Origin of the sequence: Rhizobium sp. NRK18 (genome assembly GCF_024385575.1) — a bacterium.
Lineage (GTDB): Bacteria > Pseudomonadota > Alphaproteobacteria > Rhizobiales > Rhizobiaceae > JANFMV01.
Window position 1 is genome coordinate 996,881 of record NZ_JANFMV010000001.1, and the last position, 23,560, is coordinate 1,020,440.

At 60.0% G+C, this 23,560-nt stretch carries 20 protein-coding genes; 9 read left to right on the forward strand and 11 right to left on the reverse strand.

What is annotated here, in order from left to right; translation table 11 throughout:
• The first annotated feature begins 3 nt into the window (after window positions 1-3).
• The 5 genes from lsrA to NN662_RS04620 all read left to right on the forward strand — a co-directional run bounded on the left by lsrA (window position 4) and on the right by NN662_RS04620 (window position 5,897).
• The gene (lsrA, locus tag NN662_RS04600; RefSeq protein WP_261929126.1) at window positions 4-1,506 is read left to right on the forward strand and encodes an autoinducer 2 ABC transporter ATP-binding protein LsrA; all 1,503 of its coding nucleotides are present in this window, start codon (window positions 4-6) and stop codon (window positions 1,504-1,506) included.
• Window positions 1,499-2,533, forward strand: coding sequence for an ABC transporter permease subunit (locus NN662_RS04605; RefSeq protein WP_261929127.1), 1,035 nt, complete (start codon window positions 1,499-1,501; stop codon window positions 2,531-2,533). Before lsrA ends, NN662_RS04605 begins: the two co-directional genes overlap by 8 nt.
• Window positions 2,530-3,531, forward strand: coding sequence for an ABC transporter permease subunit (locus NN662_RS04610; protein WP_261929128.1), 1,002 nt, complete (start codon window positions 2,530-2,532; stop codon window positions 3,529-3,531). Before NN662_RS04605 ends, NN662_RS04610 begins: the two co-directional genes overlap by 4 nt.
• 14 nt (window positions 3,532-3,545) lie before the next feature.
• A complete protein-coding gene (lsrB, locus tag NN662_RS04615) occupies window positions 3,546-4,577 on the forward strand; it encodes an autoinducer 2 ABC transporter substrate-binding protein LsrB (RefSeq protein WP_261929129.1) in 1,032 nt (343 codons plus the stop codon).
• A 69-nt stretch (window positions 4,578-4,646) separates the two neighbouring features.
• Window positions 4,647-5,897: a class II aldolase gene (locus NN662_RS04620; RefSeq protein WP_261929130.1), complete on the forward strand. Its 1,251-nt coding sequence runs from the start codon at window positions 4,647-4,649 to the stop codon at window positions 5,895-5,897.
• A gap of 126 nt (window positions 5,898-6,023) precedes the next feature.
• Here the strand turns inward: NN662_RS04620 and NN662_RS04625 are convergent, their stop codons facing one another.
• From NN662_RS04625 to NN662_RS04640, 4 genes are read right to left on the reverse strand one after another with little or no spacing between them, the layout of a single operon-like run.
• Window positions 6,024-6,842 (reverse strand): SDR family oxidoreductase, encoded by an 819-nt coding sequence (locus NN662_RS04625; protein ID WP_261929131.1) that lies wholly within the window; start codon window positions 6,840-6,842, stop codon window positions 6,024-6,026.
• The gene (locus tag NN662_RS04630; RefSeq protein WP_261929132.1) at window positions 6,839-8,398 is read right to left on the reverse strand and encodes a tripartite tricarboxylate transporter permease; all 1,560 of its coding nucleotides are present in this window, start codon (window positions 8,396-8,398) and stop codon (window positions 6,839-6,841) included. Before NN662_RS04630 ends, NN662_RS04625 begins: the two co-directional genes overlap by 4 nt.
• Window positions 8,398-8,868 (reverse strand): tripartite tricarboxylate transporter TctB family protein, encoded by a 471-nt coding sequence (locus tag NN662_RS04635; RefSeq protein ID WP_261929133.1) that lies wholly within the window; start codon window positions 8,866-8,868, stop codon window positions 8,398-8,400. Before NN662_RS04635 ends, NN662_RS04630 begins: the two co-directional genes overlap by 1 nt.
• 25 nt (window positions 8,869-8,893) lie before the next feature.
• Window positions 8,894-9,817 carry a tripartite tricarboxylate transporter substrate binding protein gene (locus NN662_RS04640; RefSeq protein ID WP_261929134.1) on the reverse strand — a complete coding sequence of 308 codons (924 nt, stop codon included), beginning with the start codon at window positions 9,815-9,817 and terminating at the stop codon, window positions 8,894-8,896.
• Between the two features lie 237 nt (window positions 9,818-10,054).
• On the opposite strand from NN662_RS04640, the gene NN662_RS04645 reads away from it, so the two are divergent.
• The 3 genes from NN662_RS04645 (at window position 10,055) to NN662_RS04655 (ending at window position 13,210) form a co-directional block, all read left to right on the forward strand.
• On the forward strand, window positions 10,055-10,810 hold the full coding sequence (locus tag NN662_RS04645) for a FadR/GntR family transcriptional regulator (protein ID WP_261929135.1): 756 nt from the start codon (window positions 10,055-10,057) through the stop codon (window positions 10,808-10,810).
• The gene (locus tag NN662_RS04650) at window positions 10,803-11,462 is read left to right on the forward strand and encodes an RraA family protein (RefSeq protein ID WP_261929136.1); all 660 of its coding nucleotides are present in this window, start codon (window positions 10,803-10,805) and stop codon (window positions 11,460-11,462) included. Before NN662_RS04645 ends, NN662_RS04650 begins: the two co-directional genes overlap by 8 nt.
• A 176-nt stretch (window positions 11,463-11,638) precedes the next feature.
• Window positions 11,639-13,210, forward strand: coding sequence for a VOC family protein (locus tag NN662_RS04655; RefSeq protein WP_261929137.1), 1,572 nt, complete (start codon window positions 11,639-11,641; stop codon window positions 13,208-13,210).
• A 160-nt stretch (window positions 13,211-13,370) separates the two neighbouring features.
• Here NN662_RS04655 and NN662_RS04660 read toward each other — a convergent pair whose 3' ends face one another.
• The 7 genes from NN662_RS04660 to NN662_RS04690 all read right to left on the reverse strand — a co-directional run bounded on the left by NN662_RS04660 (window position 13,371) and on the right by NN662_RS04690 (window position 22,157).
• Entirely contained in the window at window positions 13,371-14,801 is a 1,431-nt protein-coding gene (locus NN662_RS04660) for an NAD-dependent succinate-semialdehyde dehydrogenase (protein WP_261929138.1), read from the reverse strand.
• A gap of 16 nt (window positions 14,802-14,817) precedes the next feature.
• On the reverse strand, window positions 14,818-16,215 hold the full coding sequence (locus NN662_RS04665; protein ID WP_261929139.1) for a biotin/lipoyl-containing protein: 1,398 nt from the start codon (window positions 16,213-16,215) through the stop codon (window positions 14,818-14,820).
• The gene (locus NN662_RS04670) at window positions 16,205-17,203 is read right to left on the reverse strand and encodes an alpha-ketoacid dehydrogenase subunit beta (protein WP_261929140.1); all 999 of its coding nucleotides are present in this window, start codon (window positions 17,201-17,203) and stop codon (window positions 16,205-16,207) included. The genes NN662_RS04665 and NN662_RS04670 overlap by 11 nt, the downstream gene beginning before the upstream one ends.
• A complete protein-coding gene (locus tag NN662_RS04675) occupies window positions 17,200-18,228 on the reverse strand; it encodes a thiamine pyrophosphate-dependent dehydrogenase E1 component subunit alpha (RefSeq protein ID WP_261929141.1) in 1,029 nt (342 codons plus the stop codon). The genes NN662_RS04670 and NN662_RS04675 overlap by 4 nt, the downstream gene beginning before the upstream one ends.
• 59 nt (window positions 18,229-18,287) lie before the next feature.
• The gene (locus NN662_RS04680; protein WP_261929142.1) at window positions 18,288-19,586 is read right to left on the reverse strand and encodes a M24 family metallopeptidase; all 1,299 of its coding nucleotides are present in this window, start codon (window positions 19,584-19,586) and stop codon (window positions 18,288-18,290) included.
• A gap of 66 nt (window positions 19,587-19,652) precedes the next feature.
• Window positions 19,653-20,459 (reverse strand): SDR family NAD(P)-dependent oxidoreductase, encoded by an 807-nt coding sequence (locus NN662_RS04685; protein ID WP_261929143.1) that lies wholly within the window; start codon window positions 20,457-20,459, stop codon window positions 19,653-19,655.
• Window positions 20,460-20,480: 21 nt separating this feature from the next.
• The gene (locus NN662_RS04690; protein ID WP_261929144.1) at window positions 20,481-22,157 is read right to left on the reverse strand and encodes an ABC transporter substrate-binding protein; all 1,677 of its coding nucleotides are present in this window, start codon (window positions 22,155-22,157) and stop codon (window positions 20,481-20,483) included.
• Window positions 22,158-22,541: 384 nt separating this feature from the next.
• On the opposite strand from NN662_RS04690, the gene NN662_RS04695 reads away from it, so the two are divergent.
• Window positions 22,542-23,498, forward strand: a complete 957-nt coding sequence (locus tag NN662_RS04695; RefSeq protein WP_261929145.1) for a sugar ABC transporter substrate-binding protein — start codon at window positions 22,542-22,544, stop codon at window positions 23,496-23,498.
• Window positions 23,499-23,560 lie beyond the last annotated feature (62 nt).

Genomic DNA, 23,560 nt, shown 5'->3' on the forward strand with positions numbered 1-23,560 from the left:
GGAATGTCCGCGATGCCGGTGGCCGGGAGGGCCGCGAAGCTGACAGATATCTGGAAGTCCTATGGTGCCGTGCCGGTGCTGAAAGGCGTGACGCTGACCCTTCAGGCCGGTGAGGTCCATGCGCTTCTCGGCGGCAACGGTGCCGGGAAATCCAGTCTCATGAAGGTGATGTCGGGGGTCATCCCCGCCAATTCCGGTTCGATCGAAATCAATGGCAAACCGCTGGCGGTCGCCTCGCCGGCGGCAGCGCAAAAGCTCGGCCTCTATTTCGTTCCGCAGGAAGCGCATATCTTCCCGAACCAGACCGTGCTGGAAAACATCTGTCTGGGGCTCCAGACGTCGGCCCGAAGCATGCGCTATCGTGTCAAACAGCTGATCAACGAACTATCCGTGTCGTTGGACCTGGATAGCGAGGCGGCGGGCCTTGAAATCGCCGAGCGTCAAATCATCGAAATCCTTCGTGGCATGGTCCGCGATGCAAAGGTTCTGATCCTCGACGAACCTACCTCCGCGTTAACGCCGTTCGAAACCCGGGCTCTGTTTGATCGGGTTCGCAAGCTTCAGGCACAGGGGGTCGGAATATTTTTCATCTCCCACAAGCTTCGCGAAATTCGGGAAATCTGCGGCACGATCAGCGTCCTTCGCGATGGAGCGATTGTTCTGTCCGGTCCGCTCGAGAAATTTACGGATGCCGAGATTGTCGATGCGATGAGCCGTGTGGATGTATCCGGTCAGGATGCAGCACTTCGAAATCAGAAGGCCATTTCACATATTGGGCGGGCACGCCTTTCCGTCCGAAACCTCAGCGGCGAAGGGTTTGCCGACGTTGACCTGGACGCTCATGCCGGCGAGATTCTCGGCCTGGCCGGTGTCGTTGGTGCCGGGCGCACAGAGCTTGCAGAAACGCTATTTGGGTTGCGGCGGCAATCGCGGGGGACGGTCACTCTCGAGGGTGCCGATTTTTCCCGCCGGACGCCAAGACGTTCCGTCGACCAGGGATTGGTCTATCTGCCGGAAGATCGTCAACAGCACGGCCTGTTTCTGGACGCGCCTCTGTTCTGGAATGCCTCATCCTATCTTCTTCACAGACTGCCGTTCTTTCTGAACCCGGCAAGGGAGCGTCGATCGTTCGATACGTACCGGTCGAGCATGGGGATTGTTTGTACCGGTCCTGGCCAGCAGGCGCGCGGCCTTTCCGGTGGCAATCAGCAGAAGGTTCTGTTGGCTAAATGTCTAACAGCCAAACCGAAGGTTTTGATACTCGACGAGCCGACACGTGGCGTCGACGTTGCAGCCCGCAACGATATCTATGCCCTGATCCGTAAGCTCGCGGCAGAAGGCGTTGCGATCATCCTTATCTCTTCCGACTTCGACGAGATCGAGACGCTGGCAGATCGTGTGCAGGTTATGGCCTTCGGGCGTGTCGCCGGCGAGATAAGATCCGGAATTGCTGTCGATGCGATCGCTAGATTGGCCTTTGGTGCCGGGGAGGCAGCACATGGTTGATTTGTTTGCGCGCAATCGTGTCCTCACACTGCTTGTCGTGCTCCTTTTGGTGTCGCTTGGAGCAGGGGCCATTGCGCCCGGATACCTGTCTACGGCAACGGCTTCGGTCGTGTTGTCTAACAGCCTGGTTCTCATGCTGATTTCTCTTGGAACCATGGTTGTGATCATCACCCGCAACATCGATGTGTCGAGCGGCTCGGTGCTCGGGGTTTCGGCAGCAGTGCTCGGCCTCAGCCTGACAGCCGGCGCAAGCCTACCGCTGGCCATCGCGCTCTGCCTCGCCACAGGAATTCTCGCAGGGGCCATCAATGGGGTGCTCGTCGCCTATCTGGGCATCCCGTCGATTGTCGCCACGCTGGGAACGCTCGGCCTATATCGCGGCATCATGTTGGCAATGACCGGCGGCAAATGGATCGAGGAGTTACCGCAGGGACTGAAGGGGCTGGCCGCCAATTCTGGTTTCGGAGTTTCGATGCTGACGCTCGTAGTCTTCATCATGCTCGCCCTTGTCTGGATCATGCTGCGTGCGACGCGCTTCGGTCGATCCTTCTACGCCGTTGGCGACAATCGGGCCGCCGCGCACCATCTCGGCATCCCGGTGCGCCTGGTTCAATTCGCCGCCTTCGTGATCACCGGGGTTTGTGCCGCGCTGGCCGGGCTCACCTTCGCTGCCCAGATCGGCTTCATTCCCAACCAGGCCGGAAACGGGATCGAGCTCAAGGCAATTGCTGTCAATGTCCTCGGCGGTGTGAGTCTGCTCGGAGGCACAGGTTCTGTCGGCGGCGTAATTTCCGCCGTCATCTTCCTGACTTCGATCGATAGCGCGCTCGTCTTCCTGAAAATCCCGGCCTACTGGAACGACTTTATAGCCGGCGCGATCCTGCTCTCCGTGATCCTTCTCGATGGACGCATCCGGCTTTTGGTGGGTCGCCGCATCCGTGCCAAGCGTTACGCCATTCATGAGCGCATGCAGCCGACAACGGTAACAAGTTCGACGACTTCCAGGAATGCGGAGGCAAGCCAATGAAGAAGTTCATCTTTCGCTGGGAAAGCGCACTTGTCTTGATGCTCGTTGTGGAGCTTGGCGTTTTCGGCATCCTCAATCCGCGCTTTCTCAACCTGTCGAACCTGATCTACGGGATTTCAGACTTCGTCCAGATTGGCATTGTCGCGCTGCCACTGACCCTGGTCATCATCGCCGGCGGCATCGATGTCTCCTTCGCGTCCGTCATCGGCTTTGCCGCAATCGTCTTCGGCATTGCCAATTTCTATGGCATGCCCCTACCGGTATCGATTTCGCTCGCCCTGATCGTCGGTGGCCTTTGCGGGCTGTTGAACGCGGCTGTCATTCATCTATCGAAGATCCAGCCACTCGTCGTGACATTGGGAAGTCTCTACCTTTTCCAGGGCGCTGCGACGGTCGTGTCCGGCCTTGTCGGCGCAGGCGGATATGAGGGGATCGGCAATTTTCCGGACGCCTTCAATGCGTTCGGCTATGCCGAGATGATCGGCATTCCCGCTCCGTCGTGGCTCTTCCTGCTGCTTGCCGCAGTACTCGTCGTGCTCCTGCATTTTACCCGGTTTGGTCGTTCAGTGTTCTTGACCGGCCAATCGGAAAGCGCCGCGCGCTTTGCGGGTATACCGGTTACGCGTGTCCAGACGATAACCTACGTCATTACAGGCGTTTGCGCCGCGATCGCGGGCCTCGCTCTCTCGGCCTATTTTGGTTCCGCCCGTGTTGACCTCGGTTCAGCAACACTGTTGCCGGCTGTTACCGCCGCCGTGCTCGGTGGTGCATCCATTTATGGCGGACAGGGGTCCATTATCGGCACCCTGATTGCCACTTTTGTCATCGGCTATCTGCAGCAGGGACTGCAGGCCGTCGGTGTCCCCAGCCAGATTTCCAGCGCGCTTTCGGGAGGGTTGCTGGTCATAGCGGTCGCATTGCGTCACGGGACTGCAATGCTTGCCGATTTCATCGCTGTCTCCCGGCAGCAAAACGCAAGCCGGGCATCAGCTTCTTAAGGAGGAGAAAGACAATGGAAAGCAAGATTTTCAAGAAGAGCATGCTTGGTGCGGCATTGGTCGCAGGCTCCATGCTCGTGGCAGGCGCTGCCACTGCTGGAGAGCAGATCGCATTCATTCCGAAGCTGGTGGGCGTCGGCTTTTTCACCAGTGGCGGGGCTGGAGCAGTCGCTGCAGGCAAGGAGCTCGGTGATCAGGTAACTTATGATGGGCCGACTGAACCCAGCGTTTCCGGTCAGGTGCAGTTCATCAACAACTACGTCAACCAGGGCTACAAGGCGATCATCGTCTCGTCGGTCTCGCCAGACGGGCTCTGCCCGGCACTCAAGCGCGCAATGGCGCGAGGTGTGCTGGTCATGACCTGGGACAGCGACGTCAATCCGGAATGCCGCAGCTACTATATCAACCAGGGTACGCCGGATCAGCTTGGAGGACTGCTGGTCGACATGGCGGCAAAGGGTGTAACGAAGGAAAAGGCAAAGGTTGCCTTCTTCTATTCCAGCCCGACAGTGACCGATCAGAATGCCTGGGCCAACGCCGCCAAGGAGAAGATCGCCAAGGAGCATCCGGGCTGGGAAATTGTTACCACGCAATACGGTTATAACGATGCGCAGAAGTCCTTGCAGACCGCCGAGAGCATTCTGCAGACCTACCCGGATCTCGATGCGATCATCGCACCTGACGCCAACGCTTTGCCGGCGGCCGCACAGGCTGCGGAGAACCTGAAGCGGGCCGACGGCGTCACCATCGTTGGCTTCTCCACGCCGAATGTCATGCGGCCTTATGTCGAGCGCGGAACGATCCAGCGCTTTGGCCTCTGGGACGTCACTCAGCAGGGCAAGATTGCCGTCTATGTGGCCGACCATGTGCTCAAGAACGGCCCGATGAAGGTCGGTGACAAGCTCGACATTCCGAATATCGGCACGGTCGAGGTCTCCCAGAACAAGGTGCAGGGTTACGACTATGAAGCCGACAATAACGGCATCATTCTCCTGCCCGAACGAACGGTTTTCACCAAGGACAACATCGGCAACTTCGACTTCTGATCGAGGTTCGAAACAGAGGCGGGCGGTGTAGGCCGCCCGCTTTTTCAGTCAAGAAACAGGAATCTACTTATGCAAAGCCGCTGGAATGACGATGATGCAAGGACCTATATGGAAGCGGCGGTAGCTGCCGGGCAGGATCCCGACCTTGGATTGCGGGTCTATACCTCGCGCATCATTGGCGGAGATCCAGATCTCGTTCTTCACGGTGGCGGCAATACCTCGGTCAAGCTTTCTGGCGAAAGCGGGGCCGACATAATCCACATCAAGGGTAGTGGCTGGGATCTCGATACGATCGAAGCTCCGGGCCTGCCGGCAGTCTGGCTGAAGCCCCTGCTGGCCGTGCGCGATGGAGAAAAGCTCAGCGATCCGGACATGGTGGCCTTGCTCAGGAAAAACCTGCTCGATCCGTCCTCACCCAATCCTTCTGTTGAAGCGTTGCTACATGCTTTTCTGCCATTCAGATTTGTAGACCATACGCATGCGACAGCCATTCTCGCGCTTGCCGACCAACCGGATATGAAGTCGGCGGTCCAGCGCATCTACGGAGACCGGGTCGCCTTTGTGCCCTATGTCATGCCGGGCTTTGATCTCTCCATCGAGGGTGACAAGGTCTATCGCGCAAATCCGGGCTGTGAAGGCTTGTGGCTTGAAAATCATGGCCTTTTTACCTTCGCCGACACGGCTAGGGCCTCTTACGAACTGATGATCGAATTCGTGACCATGGCGGAACGTGAACTTGCCGAAAATGGTGTCAGTATCGCTGCGCCACAGGAAAGTGATGGAGCGGCCGACCCCGCCTTTCTCGCCAATCTCGAGGCTGTCCTCAGGAGGAACGGTTCCCCCTTTGCGACTGACCTTTGCATGGATTATCGCTCCACACCAGCGATACGGGAACATGCTTCCAAGGCCGAGGTCGCGGCTATTTCATCGCGTGGCACAGTGACTCCGGACCACGTCATCCGCATCAAGCCCTGGCCCCTGATCGTTGAGCCGGGGTTTGACAAGGACAAGATCGCATCTGCCTTGGAGGACTACAAAGAGCGCTATCGAGCCTATTTCGACCGCAATGCGGCGCGAGCGGCCGAGCCCAAGACAATGCTTGATCCGTATCCGCGTGTCGTCCTGGTCAAAGGTGACGGGATAGTCTCGCTTGGAACGAGTGCAAAGGCCGCCAAGATTGGTGGCGACCTTTGCGAGCAGGCCACCCGCGCAATCAATGCCGCAGAAGCCTATGGTCGTTACACGCCAATTGCGGAAGCAGATCTCTTCGACATGGAATACTGGTCCCTCGAGCAGGCCAAACTCAATGTCGGCAGATAACTTCAGGGCTATCGTGTCACGATGAGAGATCACCGTTGCTGCCTGGCTCTGTCATCGTTCCCGTTTAGACTGCGAGACGAGCCGTCTCATTCATCAAGAGACGGCTCGAATGAAGTTGGTCTGATGCTACCAGGAGGTGAAGCCGCCATCCAGCACGAGGTTGGCGCCGGTCATGTAGCTTGAGGCATCTGAGCCGAGGAACTGGACGATCGGGCCGAATTCCTCGATCTCCGCCTGGCGACCCATTGGAACTCGTTCGAGGAAGGCGTCGATGAATTCCTTGTCGAAGGAACCGGTCTTGACGCCACCGAAAGTGACGAGGTTCACCCGCACACCCTTTTTTGCCCAATAGGTGGCGAGATAGCGGGTCATGTTGAGAAGCCCTGATTTCGATGCGGCGTAGGAGATCGCCTTGATGAAGGGCTTGCCATCGCGCGCTTCGCGGTAGGCGTAGAGTGCCTGATTGGGCGAGACCATGCCATACATGGAGCCGACCATGATGATCGAGCCGCGGCCGGCTTCGGCCATCTTGGTTCCCACCACCTGGGTTGTGAGCATGACGCCGGTCAGATTGGTGTCGATGATCTCATCCCAATATTTCTGCGGATACTGCTCAAAAGGTGCGTTCTGGTCAGCGTCGCCGTTGGGCTTGCTGTCGATGCCGGCATTGTTGATCAGAATATGCGGGACACCCCAGTTCGCGATCAACTGGTCGGTGGCCTTGGCGAGCGATTCTTTGTCGCGAACGCTTGCCTCGTAAACGCGGATATTGTCGGCCAACGGGCCGAATTTCTCCATGATCTGGTCGCGGGAGAAAGGACGGCGGCTGTAGATCGCGACCTTGGCGCCGGCCTCGGCCAGCGTGACAGTGAACTGGGTGCCGAGCTGTCCGAGACCGCCGGTGACGATCGCCACGCGATCCTTGACAGAGAATGCGTTCTTCATGGGGAATTTCCTTTTGTTGAATGGGCCGGGTCGATCGGATGCTCCATGCCAAGCCTTTCGCGAATGCGTTTGCGGCGTCGGCTCCAGGTGCGATAGATTGCGAGACTGAGGATCGCGCAGACCAGGACGCCAAGTCCGCAGGCAACGGGTCGCTCGAAGAAGCCGAGCAGGTTGCCGCGCGAAATCTGCATCGACATGATGAAGTTGCGTTCCAGCACCGGGCCTAGCACGAGTCCGAGGATGACAGGGGCGATTGGGAAGCCGTTGCGCTCCATGAGATAGCCGATGACACCGGCGATGAGCATGGTCCAGACGTCAAACAACGTGTTGTTGACGGCATAGGAACCGACGAAGCAGCAAAGCAGGATCATCGGCACGATGACAGCACGAGGTACCGACAGCACGTGACGGGCAGCCTTGATCGCGAAATAGCCGAGTGGAAACAGCAGCAGGTTGGCGACGAAGAAGGTCATGATGATTGCCGTCGGCATGGTCGGGTTTTCGGCAAAGAGCCGCGGTCCCGGCGAAACGCCCTTCATGAACAAGACCCCGACCGCAATCGCCGTCACCGCATCGCCGGGGATGCCGAAGACGAGCGCCGGGATCCAGGCACTGGACAGGCCGGCATTGTTGGATGAAGTCGCCTCGATCAGACCTTCGGGGTGGCCGGTTCCATATTTTTCCGGCGTCTTGGAAAAGCGCTTGCTCATGCCGTAGGCGATCCAGGCAGCAAGATCACCGCCGACACCGGGAAGCGCGCCGATCGCAGAACCAAGTGAAGTGCCGCGCACCACGCTCCAGGGATAGGTGGCGAGAAGCCTGAACATGCCGCGATAGGGTTTGACGTCACCGACCTTTGGCGCAGGTGGTTGCTCACGTTCCAGTGCCGAAAAGCCGCGCAGCAGTTCGGAAAAGGCAAACATGCCGATCATGACCGGGATGAAGCTGACGCCGCCGGTCAGTTCCAGTATGCCGAAGGTGAAACGCGGCTGACCGGTGGTGACGTCGAGCCCAACGGTCGAGATCAGCAATCCGAACACCAGCGACACCGCACCCTTGGCAGGATCATTGCTGCTCACCAGTGCGCAGGTCATCAGGCCCAGCAAGGCAAGCCAGAAGAATTCGAAGCTCGAAAAATTAAGCGATATACGTGCGAGCGCCGGCCCAGTAATCAGAAGTATTGTCGCGCCGATCAGTCCGCCGGTTGCGGAAAAGAAAAAGCCGATCGAAAGGACCTGTCCGGATTTGCCGGTCCGGGTCATCTGGTATGCCTCTTCCGTGTAGGCCGCCGACGCCGGCGTTCCAGGAATGCGCAGAAGTGCGCCAGGAATGTCGCCAGCAGTGATTGCCATAGCAGTGGATGAGACGATCAGGGCGATGGCGGCAAGCGGCTCCATATAGAAAGTGAGCGGCACCAGCAAAGCCGTCGCCATTGTAGCCGTGAGGCCTGGAAGGGCGCCGATGAACAATCCGTAGACGGCACCTGCGAGTATTGGGACCAGCACGCCTGGCACCATGACCATCGCCAGGGCCTGTTCAAGAGTTTCATAGGACATTACAGCAGCCCTCCCAGCGGACCGGCGGGCAGTTCGACATGCATGATCTTGGTGAAGCCGAGGAAAAGGGCGAGCACAAAGACCGGTGCGACGACGGCGACCGTGAGAGGCCTCGCACCCATGAGTGCCATCAGCGTCGCCATGAAGGCGAGCCCGAGGAGCGGGAAGCCGACCGATTGAAAAAGGAAGGTCGATGCGATCAGCGCACCCACCGACCAGAGAGCAGCGGCCTTCTTGCGCCAGACAACATCCCATTCGCTGACATCGACCACGCGGTCTTGCGATGGCTTGGTCCATCCGGCCCATCCGATCGCCGCGCCCAGAATGATGAGCGCGACGCCGGTGATTTCAGGCATGAGGTCAGCACCGAATCGGACACCGGGCACCTGTGGCAATTGAGTGGCGGCGGCGATGACGCCGGCGCCGAATGCGACCAGACAAGGCCCGGTCAGCCGTTCACTGATTTTCATAATGACCTCGTCTGGTTGTCAGCGCTTACTGCGCCAGGCCGACAGCCTTCATCGTCTGACCGAGACCGTCATGGGCGGCCTTGACGGTCGCTTCGAAGGTCGCCGGATCCTGATAGGCGACTGAGAAGCCTCGCGAAGACATGAACTTCTTGAACTCCGCATCCTCGGTGATTTCCTTGAGAGCCGCGGATACCTTCTCGACGACTTCCTGGGGCAGTCCCTTTGGACCCGCGAGGCCGCGGAACGGCAGCGGCGACCACTTGATGCCAAAGACTTCATCCGTGGTCGGCAGATCGGGATAGAGCTCGCTACGCTCGGAAGAAATCAGCGCGACCGTCTTGGCTTCATTGGCCTCAACGAGCGAACGTGCTTCGGCAGGCGAGGTCGAGACCACCTGGATCGCACCGGACGCCAACTGCTGCAGCGCGGGCGCCGAGCCGTCTGACGCGACCCAGTTCGCTGCTACCGGATCGATGCCGAGCTGCTGGAGAAGGCCGACCCAGGCGAGATGCGATAGGCCACCGCGATTGGCGCCTGAGGCCGCGATACCGCCCGGATCCGCCTTGACGGCTTCGATGAGGCCCTTCACGTCGGAATAGGGTGCGTCCGTACGAATATTGATTCCGATCGCATCAGCATTGAAGCGACCGATGAAGTCGAGATCGTCCGGAGTCACGCCCTTCAGGCCCTGCGCTTCATACATCGCGCTTTCGATGGTGATGACGCCTAGTGTGTAGCCATCGGGCGTTGCCTGTGCGATCGCGGCGTGACCGACAAGCCCGCCGCCGCCGGTGCGGTTCACGACATTGAATGGCTGGCCGAACTTCTTCTGCAAGCCATCCGCGACTGCGCGGGCAGTGGCATCCGTGCCTCCACCGGCAGACCACGGCACGATGACTGTGACTGCTTTTTCCGGCCATTCGGCCATCGCCGAGCCTGCGCTCAGCATGAGCGTGAATCCTGCGGCGCCCAGCACGGAACGACGCAATAGTTTGTTTAAGAATGACATTTCCTACCTCCCTGGATCGTCTGATCAAAATGGCGAAGCGATAGCCCTCCCACTTTCGCCACCCTTGACATATGACTTATGTCATAAGTAATCTAAGCGAAAGATTGGCAGCGCGTCAACCGGGTCGCTAAGATTGTCGCGAGACTGAAAACAGAAACGAGAAATTCGGGGAACCAAATGATCAAGTCGGAACCAGTCACGATTGCCCGGCGCGACAGGCTGCACACCACGGTGGCAGCAGCGCTGGAAGCCAATATCCTGAACGGTGACCTGAAAATCGGCGACAAACTTGAATCTGAAAGCGCCATCGCCAAGGAATTTGGCGTTTCGACCCGGGCCGTGCGCGAAGCAATCCAGACGCTGGAGACCAAGGGGCTGGTGATGCGCCGGCATGGCGAGCGCACCACGGTCGTGCGCAAGGACGTCAACGAGTTTCTCGATACGCTTGCGGTTACCGTGCGCCAGCGATTGGCAAGCGAACCGGAATATCTGCAGCAGCTGATGGTGGCGCGCCGGATGATAGAAACGGAGATCCTAGAGATCCTCTGCTCGCGCGACGCTCCGATCGCCCAAGCCGTGAAAGATAATCTCGACCGCATGCGCAAAGCCCGTGACGAGACCGATTTTTCCGGCTTCGTCGAAGCCGATGCAGCCTTTCATCTTGCCCTTGTTCACTCCGCGGGCAACCGCATCCTGTCCATCATCTACGACAATTTTGCGAGCCTGATCGGTGAGGTCATCCAGGTGACCAGCCGGGTTCCAACGAAATCATTGGCGGAAGCCTATGACGAACACGCCGCGATCTACGCCATGATCCGCGACCGTGACGAAGCCGGCGCCAAGGCATTGGTGCGGGCCCAGATCGACAACAGCGCCAACTATCTGCGCATCGCCATAGAAAAGGCGACCAAGGAGGAAAAACGGAATGCCTGATTTCAACTATTCTGACGTGGACTGGGAGGCAATCGAGCGCCTGAAGAAGTGGTACTCGGGCGACATCCATGACAGCATGGAGGCGCTCGGCCTATGGGGCCATCTTGAAGGCATTCGCCTCCTGGGTGCACTTGCAGAAGGTGACGTGATCTGCGGGCCGGCAGTGACGGTTCTGTTTGGCCCGTCCGACCGCAAGGGCGAGCCGCAGGACGTCTATCACAATGCGATCGACAACGCGCCCAAGGGCGGCATCCTCGTCTGCGACGCTTCCTGTGCGCCCGGTTCCTGCTCCGGAGAGCTGATGAGCTCAGGCGCAAAGACACGCGGCGCAGCGGCGACCATCGTCAACAGCAGCGTGCGCGATCTCGCTCAAGTGCGCAAGCTCGGCTACCCCCTGTTCGGCACGGAGCCGAGCCCCGTCGGTGTGACCGGCAAGAAGGAGCCGATGGAATCGCAGGTACCGGTCAAGTTCGGCCGCGTTACAATCCGTCCCGGCGATGTGATCTTCGGCGATATCGACGGCGTTGTTTGCATTCCGAAAGAGCGCGTCAAGGAAGTTGCCGACCAAGCCGACCTTCTCGGGAAGTACGAGGCTGCTGCCCGCGACCGTATCCTTGCCGGCGAGAAGCTGCAGTCGGTCTGGCCGACCTGAGGCGTCGCTGTTTCCCGGGCTTCGTGCGAGCGCAGTTCGGGAGACGGAAGCCCGGCATCGTGGAAATAACGTACCTTGGAGCGTGATAGACGATGAATGCGCATCACAGCCGCGATTCGCTATAACGCCGCCACAGCTTTCCCCTGGGCCTTTTGATCGTCGAGGAGGGCAGCCTAATGCTTTTGAAGGGCCAAAGCATGACTGCAGTTTCCTTTGCCACGGGCATACACCACGTAACCCTGATCACCCGCAGTGTGCAGGATAATGTCGATTTCTACGTCGGCTTTCTCGGACTCCAGCTCGTAAAGCGAACAGGCGGGTTTGAAGATTCCCAGCAACTGCATCTCTTTTACGGGAATGCGGATGCCGAGCCGGGTACCCTCGTCACCTTTCTCGTGTGGGAGGATGGTGCTCCTGGGCGTGTCGGCAACGGTCAGGTCTCGGAGATCGCTTTTTCGGTGCCGCAGAATACCATCGGCGAATGGATGACGTGGGCAATTTCGCATCGCGTCCCGGTGGAGGGGCCGCTTCACGAATTCGGTGAGACAGTGTTGAGGCTGAAGGACCCTGACGGGATCATCGTCAAGCTAGTCGGCAACAGTACGACCGCGACAACCGAGAAGGACGGAGGTCCCGATCTCGTTGTCCGGCGGTTGCGGGCCGTAACCATCCTGACTGAGGCGCCGGAGGAGACCGCCGCCTTCATCCAGCGCTTCGGCTACCGGCGGGGCCCGATGTCGGGAGCCATTCAGCGCATTCTGTCAGACACCGATGCGGTCGATATCCGCGATGCCACAGGTTATGTGCCGGGCCTTCCTGGAACGGGCACGGCTGATCACGTGGCCTTCCGTGTCGCCGATGTCTCTGCGGTGCGGGCGGCGGAGGAGGAGCTATCGAAGCGCAATTCCTCGCCGACGAATTTCCACGACCGGAAGTATTTTACCTCGCTCTATGTTCGTGAACCGGGCGGCACGCTGATTGAGCTTGCGACCGACGGTCCCGGCTTTGCCATTGACGAGGCGCCGGGGCACCTGGGCGAGGGGCTCTTCGTGCCGCCGCACGATGAGACGCGGGCGGAAGATATCAAGGTGATGTTGCCGCAGTTTTCCATGCCGGGCCAGCCGCGCATGCCGCGCCGCGACTTGCCATTTGTTCACCGCTTCTTCGTTCCCGCTGAACCATCGGACGAGACCATTATACTCCTGCATGGCAGCGGCGGCAGCGAGGCGGACCTAATGCCGTTCTCCCACCGCATTGCACCGCAGGCCATGCTTCTCGGCGTGCGGGGTCGTGCAAATGAGGAAGGGGTGTCCCGCTGGTTCCGGCGGTTCTCCTCCACGAGCTTTGACCAGGAGGACATCCGCGCCGAGGCCGCGGCGTTTGCCGCTTTCGTTGAAGGTGCCGTATCCGCATATCACCTTGACACCAATCGACTGGTCTTTCTTGGCCTCTCCAATGGCGCTAACTTCATAGCCGCATTGATGGCGTTGCATCCGGAACTCATCCGGCGGGCGATCTTGCTGCGGCCGATGCAGGTCCTCGAGGATGCGCCGGTCGCTGATCTCACGGGCTCTTCGGTGCTGATGGTGAGCGGTCGCCAAGACCTTGCAGCGCCGTCCGCACGGCGGCTGGAGGCATGGCTGAAGCAGAGCAGCTGTGATGTTACCAGCCACTTCATCGATGCGGGCCATGGGCTCTCGGATCAGGACCTACCGTTGGCGCAGGCCTGGATGCGGGGCGCGGGGTGAGATATCGCCGGACTAGGGCGAGTTGGGTTTCAAATTCTGCTGGCGACATGTAGCCAAGGGCCGTACCCATATTTGACTATGTAAAGCTGATCGGCATCATCACAAGGAGCGATCTGATTGCAGCGCTTGCTCGTGACCTCGCCTGGTCAAAGGCTTCGGCTCACCATTCCGCCGAGATATACTGGGTTTCCATGAATTCCAACATGCCCTCGTGACCACCCTCGCGGCCGAGACCCGATTGCTTGACGCCGCCAAAGGGTGCGGCGGGGTCGGAGACGAGACCGCGGTTCAACCCCACCATGCCATATTCCAGCCGCTCGCAAACCTGCACGGCGCGCTTCATGTTCTCCGAAAAGACATAAGCAACAAGGCCGTATTCCGTGTCATTGGCGCGGCGGATGACGTCCTCCTGATCCGAAAACGTCTGGAGGGCTGCGACCGGCCCGAAAATCTCGTCATGCACGCAGTTTGCCGTCCTGGGGACGTTGGAGAGAACGGTTGGCGGATAGAAGAAGCCCTTGCCGTCCGGCTTGTGGCCGCCCAGTTCGACGGTGGCACCCTTGGCCACGGCGTCATCGACAAACGCAGCGACCTTGTCGCGGGTATCGGCGTTGACGAGTGGCCCGACATCGACACCGTCCTCGAGGCCGTTTCCGACTTTCAACTGCCGCATCGCTTCAACGAACCTTTTCGTGAAGGCGTCTGCGATGGTCTCATGGATATAGAACCTGTTGGCGGCGGTGCAGGCTTCCCCGAGATTGCGCATCTTGGCCTGCATGGCGCCGGAAACCGCCTTGTCGAGGTCGGCGTCCTCGAAGACGATCAGCGGGGCGTTACCACCGAGCTCCATTGCCGGCTTGACGACCTGCTCGGCGGCAGAGTGCAGAATCTTGCGACCGACGGCCGTGGATCCGGTGAAGGAAACCACCCGTACCCGGGGATCGCGCAGCATATGGTCGACGAGTTTGCCGGCACTTTTCGAGGGTAGAACGTTGACAAGTCCCTTCGGCACGCCGGCTTCTTCAAGAAGCGGCATCAAGGCCAGCATCGTCAACGGCGTTTCGGAAGCGGGCTTGATGATGACGGGGCATCCGGCGGCAAGGGCGGGGGCGATCTTGCGGGTACCCATGGCGGCCGGATAGTTCCACGGGGTGACAAGGACCGCGATCCCGGCCGGCTTGTGTTGGACGACGATGCGGGCACCGGAGGAGGGTGCGCGCGTGATCAGCCCGTCCGCTCGAACCGCTTCCTCGGCGAACCAGCGAAAGAACTCGGCAGCATAAGTCGCCTCGCCGATTGCATCGCCACGGGCCTTGCCGTTTTCGAGTGTGATCAGCCGGGCAAACTCATCAAGCCGTGACGTCATGAGCTCCCAGGCCTTGCGCAGGATCTCTGAACGCTCCCGCGGGCTTCTCGCGGCCCAATCGGCAAATGCGGCTTCTGCGGCGTCGAGCGCCGCATCCGCATCTTCTATCTCGGCCGATGCGACCGAAGCCAGCACCTCTTCATTTGCCGGATTGAAAACGTCGAAGCGTTCGCCTGCCGCTCCGTCGCGCCATTGGCCGTTGATATAGAGGTTGGTAAATTCCATTCTTTTATGCTCCCGATCAAATAAGGCTCTGCAGCGGATCAGCCAGCCGCTCGGCAAATTCGGTCATGAATGCCAGGGCCTCGACTTCGCCCAGCTGGTCTTCTCGGTAGTCGAACGAGAGGATCAATGCCTCGTTGTCACGACCGATCGTCAGAACGGGTGTTTCCGTGGCCGCCGAGGTCACCAGACTGATGCGCGAAGCGGTGAAGTCCCGAATGATCAATGCGGGCATGTCTTCGTCTTCCGCGACAGTCGGTTTCGACAGACGCGTGAGATCGGCGTCCAGATAGCGGCACTTTTCCTGTGCCTCATCCCGCAGCTCGACCACCAGGGGTCGGGATTTCGCCGTTGTGGCCCTGCGGAGCGTTCCTGTTGCGAAATACAGCCAGATTTGATCTTGCGTGATATCGATCCCGCCTTCGGCCTTCATGCGGGCTATGAAGCTTTCACAACCGCTCGCCGAAAGTCTGGCTATGATGTGCAACGCGGATGTCGCCGGCGCGGTAGTCCGGTCCGGCAAGGCCTGCGGTTCTTTTGCTTCAGGGATCGCCTCGACGTGATGGGCCCGCGTCGCCAACTCACGCAAGGTCTGCAGATCTGCCGTATGGAATGGCTGTTTCGTCCCACTTGCCAGAAGCATGGAGAGTTCTAGACCCTCTTCATGCGCCAGACGGCGCGCCTTCGGCGAGACGAGGATGCGACCGGTCCGCTCAGACGGGGGAGGAGCGGATGAAGCGCGTGCTTGCGTCTCCGCTTGCTTTGGAACGGCGGGTGCTGCCGCCTGCACTTCCCTGTCGGGAGCCGGGCCCGACACCTGAATGGGGGCAGATGGCTTGTCGTGTGTAATGACTGCAATCACGGAGCCGACGGGAACGGCGGTCTGTGCATCTGCAAGGATCGCGGCGACATAGCCATCATGTCCGGCCGGCACTTCCATGACGGATTTGTCGGTCTCGACCTCCAGCAGGGTGTCATCTGCCGAAACCTTGTCACCCGGGGTTTTCCGCCACGTGACGATGAGTCCGGTATCCTGCGCCATGCCCAGTGCTGGCATGATGATGTCGTGGCCCTGCGGAATGGCGGCAGCGACCGGCGCGGTCGGCAGACCTTTCTGCTCCCGTGTGTCCTGTTCATGAGGCGTAGCCCCTCCGGTGGGTGGAGCCGACATGTCATCGGCTGTTTCGGCAATGACGGCAATCACATCGCCGACCGGCACCTCGTCGCCGGCTTCCGCGCTGACGCGGGTCAGGAAACCGTCCGCCTGAGCCTCTACTTCCATTGTGGACTTGTCGGTCTCCACTTCCATGATGGGCTCGCCAAGGCGTACCGGATCGCCCGGTCGCTTCAGCCAGGAGACGATCTTGCCGGTCTCCTGGGCCATGCCGAGGGCGGGCATGATGACGTCATGCGGCATAATAGAGCTCCTTGCGCATGAGCTTGCGGGCGCGCTCCGCGACAGCCTCGGCGGTCGGTACCGTCAAGTCTTCCAGCGCCGGCGAAAACGGTACGGGCACGTCCATAGCGCCCATGCGCTGCACCGGCGCGTCTAGATGGTAGAACGCCTTTTCAAAAATGCGGGCGGCGATCTCGCCGGTGACGCCGTAGTTCTGGTGGCCCTCGTCGATGACGATGGCCCGGGACGTTTTGCGTACCGAATTGAGGATCGTCCTTTCGTCGAGCGGTACGATGGTACGAGGATCGATCACTTCGGCGGAGATGCCGTCCCTGGAAAGCGCGTCGGCTGCCTTCAGTGCGACCTGCACCATCGACGAGGTGGCAACAAACGTGATGTCGCGCCCCTCGCGCAGCACGGCGGCTTCGCCGAAGGGGATCAGATATTCCTCCTCCGGCACCGGCGCCTTGTCGTTGTACATCAGCTTGTCTTCGAAGATGACGACCGGATTGTTGTCGCGAATGGCCGTCTTCATGAGGCCCTTCGCCTCGTAGGCAGAGGAGGGCATCGCGACCTTCAGACCCGGAATGTGAGCGACAAGAGCGTGCAGCGATTGCGAGTGCTGGGCGGCGGAACGTCTCGTCGCACCGAGATTGGTCCGCACGACCAGAGGCACACTCAGCTTGCCGCCCGACATGTAGTGGGTCTTGGCGGCCTGGTTGCAGAGCTGATCCATGATCAGGTAGATGAAATCGCCGAACATCAGGTCGACGATCGGCCGCAGGCCGGTCATCGCGGCGCCAACGGCAATGCCCATGAAACCCGGTTCGGAAATGGGCGTATCGATCACGCGGTCCGTGCCGAACTCTTCCACGAGCCCCGAAAGGACCTTGAAGGGTGTGCCGGCTTCGGCGACATCCTCGCCCAGCAGGATGATGCTGTCGTCGCGGCGCATTTCTTCCGCGATGGCCTCGTTGACCGCTTTCGACAGAGTGATTTCACGGGTCATGCGCGTTCTCCTGCTATGATGTCCAGGGCATGCGGAATGTCCTTGAAGACGTGCATGTCGACCTCCGAAGCTTCAGGGAAGGCGGCCTTTTCGGCATAGGCGACGGCAGCCTTGGCTTCGGCGCGAACCGCGTCTTCGATGGCTGCAAGCTCTTCAACGGTGGCGATCTTCTGGTCGTCGAGCCACTTGCCGAAATTGACGATTGGATCGCGGTTCTTCTTCCACTCGGCTTCTTCGTCCTTGGCGCGGTAGTATTCTCGGTTGATGTCGCCGACGTGATGGCCGTGGTAGCGATAGGTTCTGAGCTCCATGAAGAACGGCCCTTCGCCTCTGCGGGCGCGGGCTACCAGATCGGTCGCCAGCTTGTTGACGGCCAGCACGTCCTGGCCGTCGACCTGGTGGCTTTCGATGCCGAAGGCTTCGGCGCGCGCGATAATGGAGCCGGCCGCAATCTCGTCCGTCCGGGTATATTCCGAATAGCCGTTGTTCTCGCAGGCGTAGATGACCGGCAGTTTCCAGAGCGCCGCCATGTTCATGACCTCGTACCAAAGGCCCTGGGCCGTGGCGCCATCGCCGAAGAAGCACACGGCAACGCCGCCGGTTTTCTGGCGCTTGGCACTCAGGGCTGCCCCGGTCGCGATCCCCATGGAGCCGCCGACGATGGCATTGGCTCCGAGGTTGCCGTGGCTCTGGTCGGCGATGTGCATCGAGCCGCCCTTGCCCCGGCAGTAGCCCTCGGCCTTGCCCAGCAGCTCGCAGAACATTTCACTGAATTCGGCCCCCTTGGCCACGCAGTGACCATGGCCGCGGTGGGTTGAGGTGATCTTGTCGGTGTCGTTGAGCGCTTCGCAAATGCCGACCGCGACGGCCTCCTGACCGGAATACATATGCGTGAGGCCCGGCATCTTGGCTGCGAGATAGAGCTGGTTGGCATTGTCCTCGAAGGCGCGGATACGCACCATCTGGCGATACATGCGCAGATAGTCGTCCGCGTTGTGGGTTTGCTGTTCGGCTTTGGCGTTCATGTCTGCGGTCCCCGTTTTGGTCGCTGGCCGGGGCTTCCCTGGCCGGCAAAGCAAAGGTCTCAATAGCGGTTGGCGATCGGCAGCTCTTCGGCCGGGAAGAGGGAGATCACCTCCACGCCGGTATCGGTGACGACGACTTCCTCCTCAATGCGGGCGGCCGAGTAACCGTCGGCCGCCGGGCAATAGGTTTCCAGGGCGAAGACCATGCCGGTCTGGATCTCCATCGGATGTTCGAGGCTGACGGCGCGGCTGATGATCGGCCGCTCGTGGAGTGCGAGGCCAAGGCCATGACCGAACTGGAGACCGAAGGCTGATTCCTCGTTCGGAAAGCCGAATTCCTCGGCCTTGGGCCAAACCGCCGCCACCTTGTCGGTGGTTACCCCGGGCTTGATCATAGAGATCGACGCGTCGATCCATTCGCGGGCTTTCACATAGGCGTCGCGCTGGGCGGGGGTTGCCCGGCCAATGTTGAAGGTCCGGTAGTAGCAGGTCCGATAGCCCTGATAGGACTGCAGAATGTCGAAGAATGCCTGATCGCCCGGACGGAAATAACGGTCGGTGAAATTGTGCGGGTGCGGATTGCAGCGCTCACCTGAAATGGCGTTGATCGCCTCGACATCGTCCGATCCCATTTCGTAGAGCATCTTGTTGGACATGGCGACGATGTCGTTCTCACGGATGCCCGGCTTAAGCTCCTCATAGATCATGTGATAGACGCCATCGACCATGGAGGCAGCCTGCGTCAGGAGCTGGATTTCATCCCAGTTCTTGATTTCGCGCGCCGCCAACATGATCTGCTGGCCGTCGATGACCTTCAGGCCTTCTTCCTGAAGGGCGTGGAACATTGCGGTTTCCGCATAGTCGACGCCGACAGGCATGTCCGCCATGCCGGCGTCCCTGATCAATCCGGCAATTTCCTTGGCATACTTGCGCATCAGGCCGAATTCCGGCGGAATGGTGCCGCGCATGCCGACGACGCCTGCCCGGCAGTGATCCGGCTCCAGCCAGTCGGAAAACTTCTTGTGGTGCATCGCGGCTGAGCCGAAGTCCCAGACATAGGGGGAGTCGTCACCTGTCAGCAGGCAGAAGCGGCACATCTTGTCACGTTCCCACTCGCCGATCTTGGTCGCGGATACGTAGCGGATGTTGTTGACGTCGAAGAGCAGCAGGGTACCTGCCGGCGAGTTCTTGAGCGCCTGGCGGGTGCGTGCCAGCCGGTAACGACGCAGACGGTCGTGGTCGATCCGGCGTTCGAAGTCGACGGAGGTATGTCCCCAGGCCGGCAGCCGGCCTTCCCAGCGCCAGTTCTGATCGAGATCCTGCGGTGTGAGGATGTTGGGTGTGAGTGCGCGGTTCATGACTTTCTCCTTCGGCTGTGCGGGGCGCAGCCGTTTCAATTGGTTGGATTTTCGAAAGACGGTGCCTTACTGGATGCACCAGCCGCCATCGATGTGGATCATTTGACCCGTCATGTAATCGCTGTCGGAGCTTGCCAGGAACGAAGCCGTTCCCTTGATGTCGTCAGGATAGGAGACGCGCTTGATGTGCAGCTCGTTGTTGACGATATCTTCATAGGCCTGACCGGCCCGCTGCTTGAACCCGATATCGACGAGGTCCTTGTCGAGCTGCTCCCAAAGCGGGGTCACAACAACGCCGGGTGCGTAGCCGTTGACGGTGATGTTGTGCTCCGCCAGGGACACGGCGCCGCAATGCGTGAGCGCGAGGCAGCCGTATTTCGACGTGCAATAGACGGTGACGTCGATCAGCGGCTTTCTCGAAGCGATCGAGCCGACATTGATGAGCTTGTACGGATAGTCCTGTTTGCCCTGCTTGATCATCTGCCGGGCGGTCTCCTGCATGCCGAGCCACATGGCCTTCGTGTTGACGGACATGATCATGTCCCAGTTGTCTTCGTCGATATCCATGAAGAAGCGCGGTTTGTTGAGGCCTGCATTGAAGAGGCCGACATTGATCATGCCGAAGGCATCAACGGTCGCGGCGACCGCGGCGGCGTTATCCTCACGCTTGGTCACGTCCATCTTCACCGCAACAGCCTTGCCGTTGCCGGCCGCATTGATCTGGTCGGCGACCTTCTGCGCTTCGGCAAGATCGAGATCCCCCAGGCAGACGTTCGCCCCCTGTTCGGCAAAGGCGGCCGCGTTGGTCGCACCCATGCCGCGCGCCGCACCCGTAATCAGAATGTTCTTGCCCTTCAGGCGGTTCGGATCCATTGCTTCCTCCCTGGATTTGCCTCACGCGTTCATGGCGCGATCAGCCCGTTCCTGCGCACGTTGCAAGGCCATCTTCGGCGTCACAATTCCGCGCAACATGTCATGCAGTTCCTCACCGCAGATCTGAATGATCTCCGGAAGTTGTGGTATCGGTGGCCGTGGCCAGAATTGCAGCTCGTCGCGCCAGGACATGGAGTCGACGGCTTCGAAGATCGGCGACGTACGGCGGACCTCCGGGTCCGCGCCGACCGAATAGCGAGGATTGGTGCGGCTCCCGTTCAAAACGAACAGTTTCTGCGCCTCCGGCGAGGTGAACATTGTCAGCGCCTTCGCCGCTGCCCTCAGCCGGTCCGGCTGGATGTTGCGCGGAATCCCCAGAGCGTAGCCACCGACCGGGGCGATCGGCGCGTTACCGCGACCGACCGGATGCGGCAGATAGCCCGTCTGCTCGTAGGCCGGGGATGTCGGGTCCAGCTCGAAATACGGTGCAAGAAGGGTGTAGCCATAGGCCATGGCGACCGACCCCATCGCATAGGGACGCACTCGCTCGTACCACGACATCGATAGGATGTAGGGCGGCGAATAACTCAGCAGGTTGAGGAGATATTCCGCCGCTTCGAGCCCCGCGTCGCAGTCGATCATTGCACGCCATCCGCCGCGATGCAGATTGCTGGTGTCAAAGCCGCCGGCATTCGGGGGGATATCGATGACGGGCTGGCCGAAATCCGACAGCGTCATCAGAAAGGTATGGCCGAGGGCCGTCCCGCGCGCCGCGTTCCAGGCGATGCCGTAGCGCCCGTGGGCGGGGTCATGCAGCGCCTTGGCGGCCTTGATCACATCCGTCGTGGTAACCGGCGGCTCAAGGCCTGCCTCGGCAAAGAGGTCCTTGCGATAGAACAGCAGCTCGGGTGTGGTCTGCGCCGGAACCCCGTAGGCTTCGCCGCCCCAATGCGTGGCCTTCCATCCTGCGGTATGGAAGTCGGCGGGATCCAGCCGGTTGATATCCATGGCCGCGTTCAGCGGCATGAGTACGTTGTCCTCGACCAGCTGGCCCAGCCAGGGAAGGTCGAAGGCGATGATGTCGTATCGGCTGATCTTGCGCTCCGAATTCTTGATGATCTCCTGGCGCAGTCGGTCGATCGAGAAGGCGCGTTGATGGATTTCCGTGCCGACCGCCTGCTCGAACTGACGCTTCAGCTGGTCCATCACCATGAATGTCGGATCACCGTGGACGAGAACCCGAACGCCCCCGGGGATACGGAGCGGCTCGGCGAAGACCGTCAAGGGTGGAATGGACCTGGCGGCAAGATAGGAGCCGCCGAAATAATAGTCGTCTGTGCTGCCTTTGACGCCTTCCGGAGCAAAAGTCGTACGGGCGAGGCGTCGCACCCGCCCCGTGAGTTGCATCCACGCCTCGAGCAGCTTGTTGCTTGGATGAAGCGTGACCGTCTTGCCGGTGCGTGTACGCGGACGCTCGTCGATGAGGCCAGTGCCGATCATCTCCTTCAATCGTCGTGTTGCTGTGGCATAGGGAACGCCCGACGCCCCGATCAGGGATGTCGGCGTGACGGTCTTGGCCTCCAGATGACTTTTGACGAGTTGAAGCGACATGCTGAAATGCGGATTGGGCGTGTAGAGTTCGGTCGCGTCGCGCAGCTCTTCGCTGAACGTTTCCAGAAACGAGATGATTTCCAGCATCTCGATCTGCTCGTCGGCAGCGACCTGAATCCTATCTTCGCTTGATCCTTCCTCCCTCATCTGGAATGTTGCGCTTCTTGGAACACCAGCTTTGCCTGCGGCTTTCGAAGAATTGCGCCCTTCACCATTCCTGTTGTCGGTATTCATGACGACCCCCTAAAAATGTTCAGATTGAACTGACGATCCTATCGATAAAAAATCCGTAATGGATAAAAAAATATTCATTATGGATATATTTGCGACTCTCTTCGGTCGCCGGTCGCTGCAGTTTGCTGACCACGCTGCCGGTTGGTTCATACCGCTACAGAGAGAGGGCGCCGAGGTTTAGTAAGGTGCCGTAGAGACGGAGTGGCAACCGACAGTGTTCAAATGGGAGGAATTGACATGAAACTGAGCGCATTGTTTGCCGGGACGGCTGCCATTGCAGTCCTGGCCTTTGGCGGGGCCGCGAGCGCCGCCCAGTACAAGATCGGTATCACGCAGAACAATGTCGGCGTGGACAGCTACCAGACCACTTATGACAAGGCATTCACCGAGGCTGCCAAGGCCAACGACAAGGTCGAGGCAGTGGTTCTCGACGCTGGCGGCGACGTGTCTCGGCAGATCGCTCAGATCGAGGATCTGATCCAGCAGAACGTCAATGCCATCATCATCTGGCCGACGAACGGCGAGGCCGTCATCCCGGCCGTACGCAAGGCCTACAAGGCCGGCATTCCGGTCATCGTCACCAATTCCAACATCGCCAAGGAAGGCTTCGATTTCGTCAAGTCCTTCTCTGGTCCGGACAATATCACCCAAGGTTCACGCGCCGCCGAAATCATGTGCGACAAGTTCAAGGACATGGGTATCGCCGACACAGCCAAGATCGTCCAGATCTCCGGTCAGCCCGGCTACACCACCGCGATCGAACGCGCCAAGGGCTTCGAGGATCGCCTGCCGGAGGTATGTCCGAAGGTCCAGCTGATGGAAACGCAGCCGGGCGACTGGAACCGCGAAAAGTCGCAGAAGGTCATGGAAGCCTTCCTGGTGAAATACGACCACATCGACGGCGTCTATGCAGGCGATGACAACATGGGGGTCGGAGCCCTGAACGCTGCCAAGGCGGCCGGCCGCGACGGCATCATCTTTGTCGGTGCGACCAATTTTGCCGTCGGCTACGAAGCGATGGAGCGCGGCGAATATTGGGGGTCGATTTACCAGTCTCCGGTCGACGATGCCAAGGCCGCGTTGCAGACCGCGATCGACGTGCTCGACGGCAAGGATGTGCCTTTCCTCAACTACTTCGACACGCCGAAGATTACCCAGGACAACATGAAGGACTTCACCAAGCCGGTGTTCTGACCAGATTGTTCAGTCAAACGGGCGCCGTGCGTTAGCGGCGCCCGCCAATCTTTACCTGCATG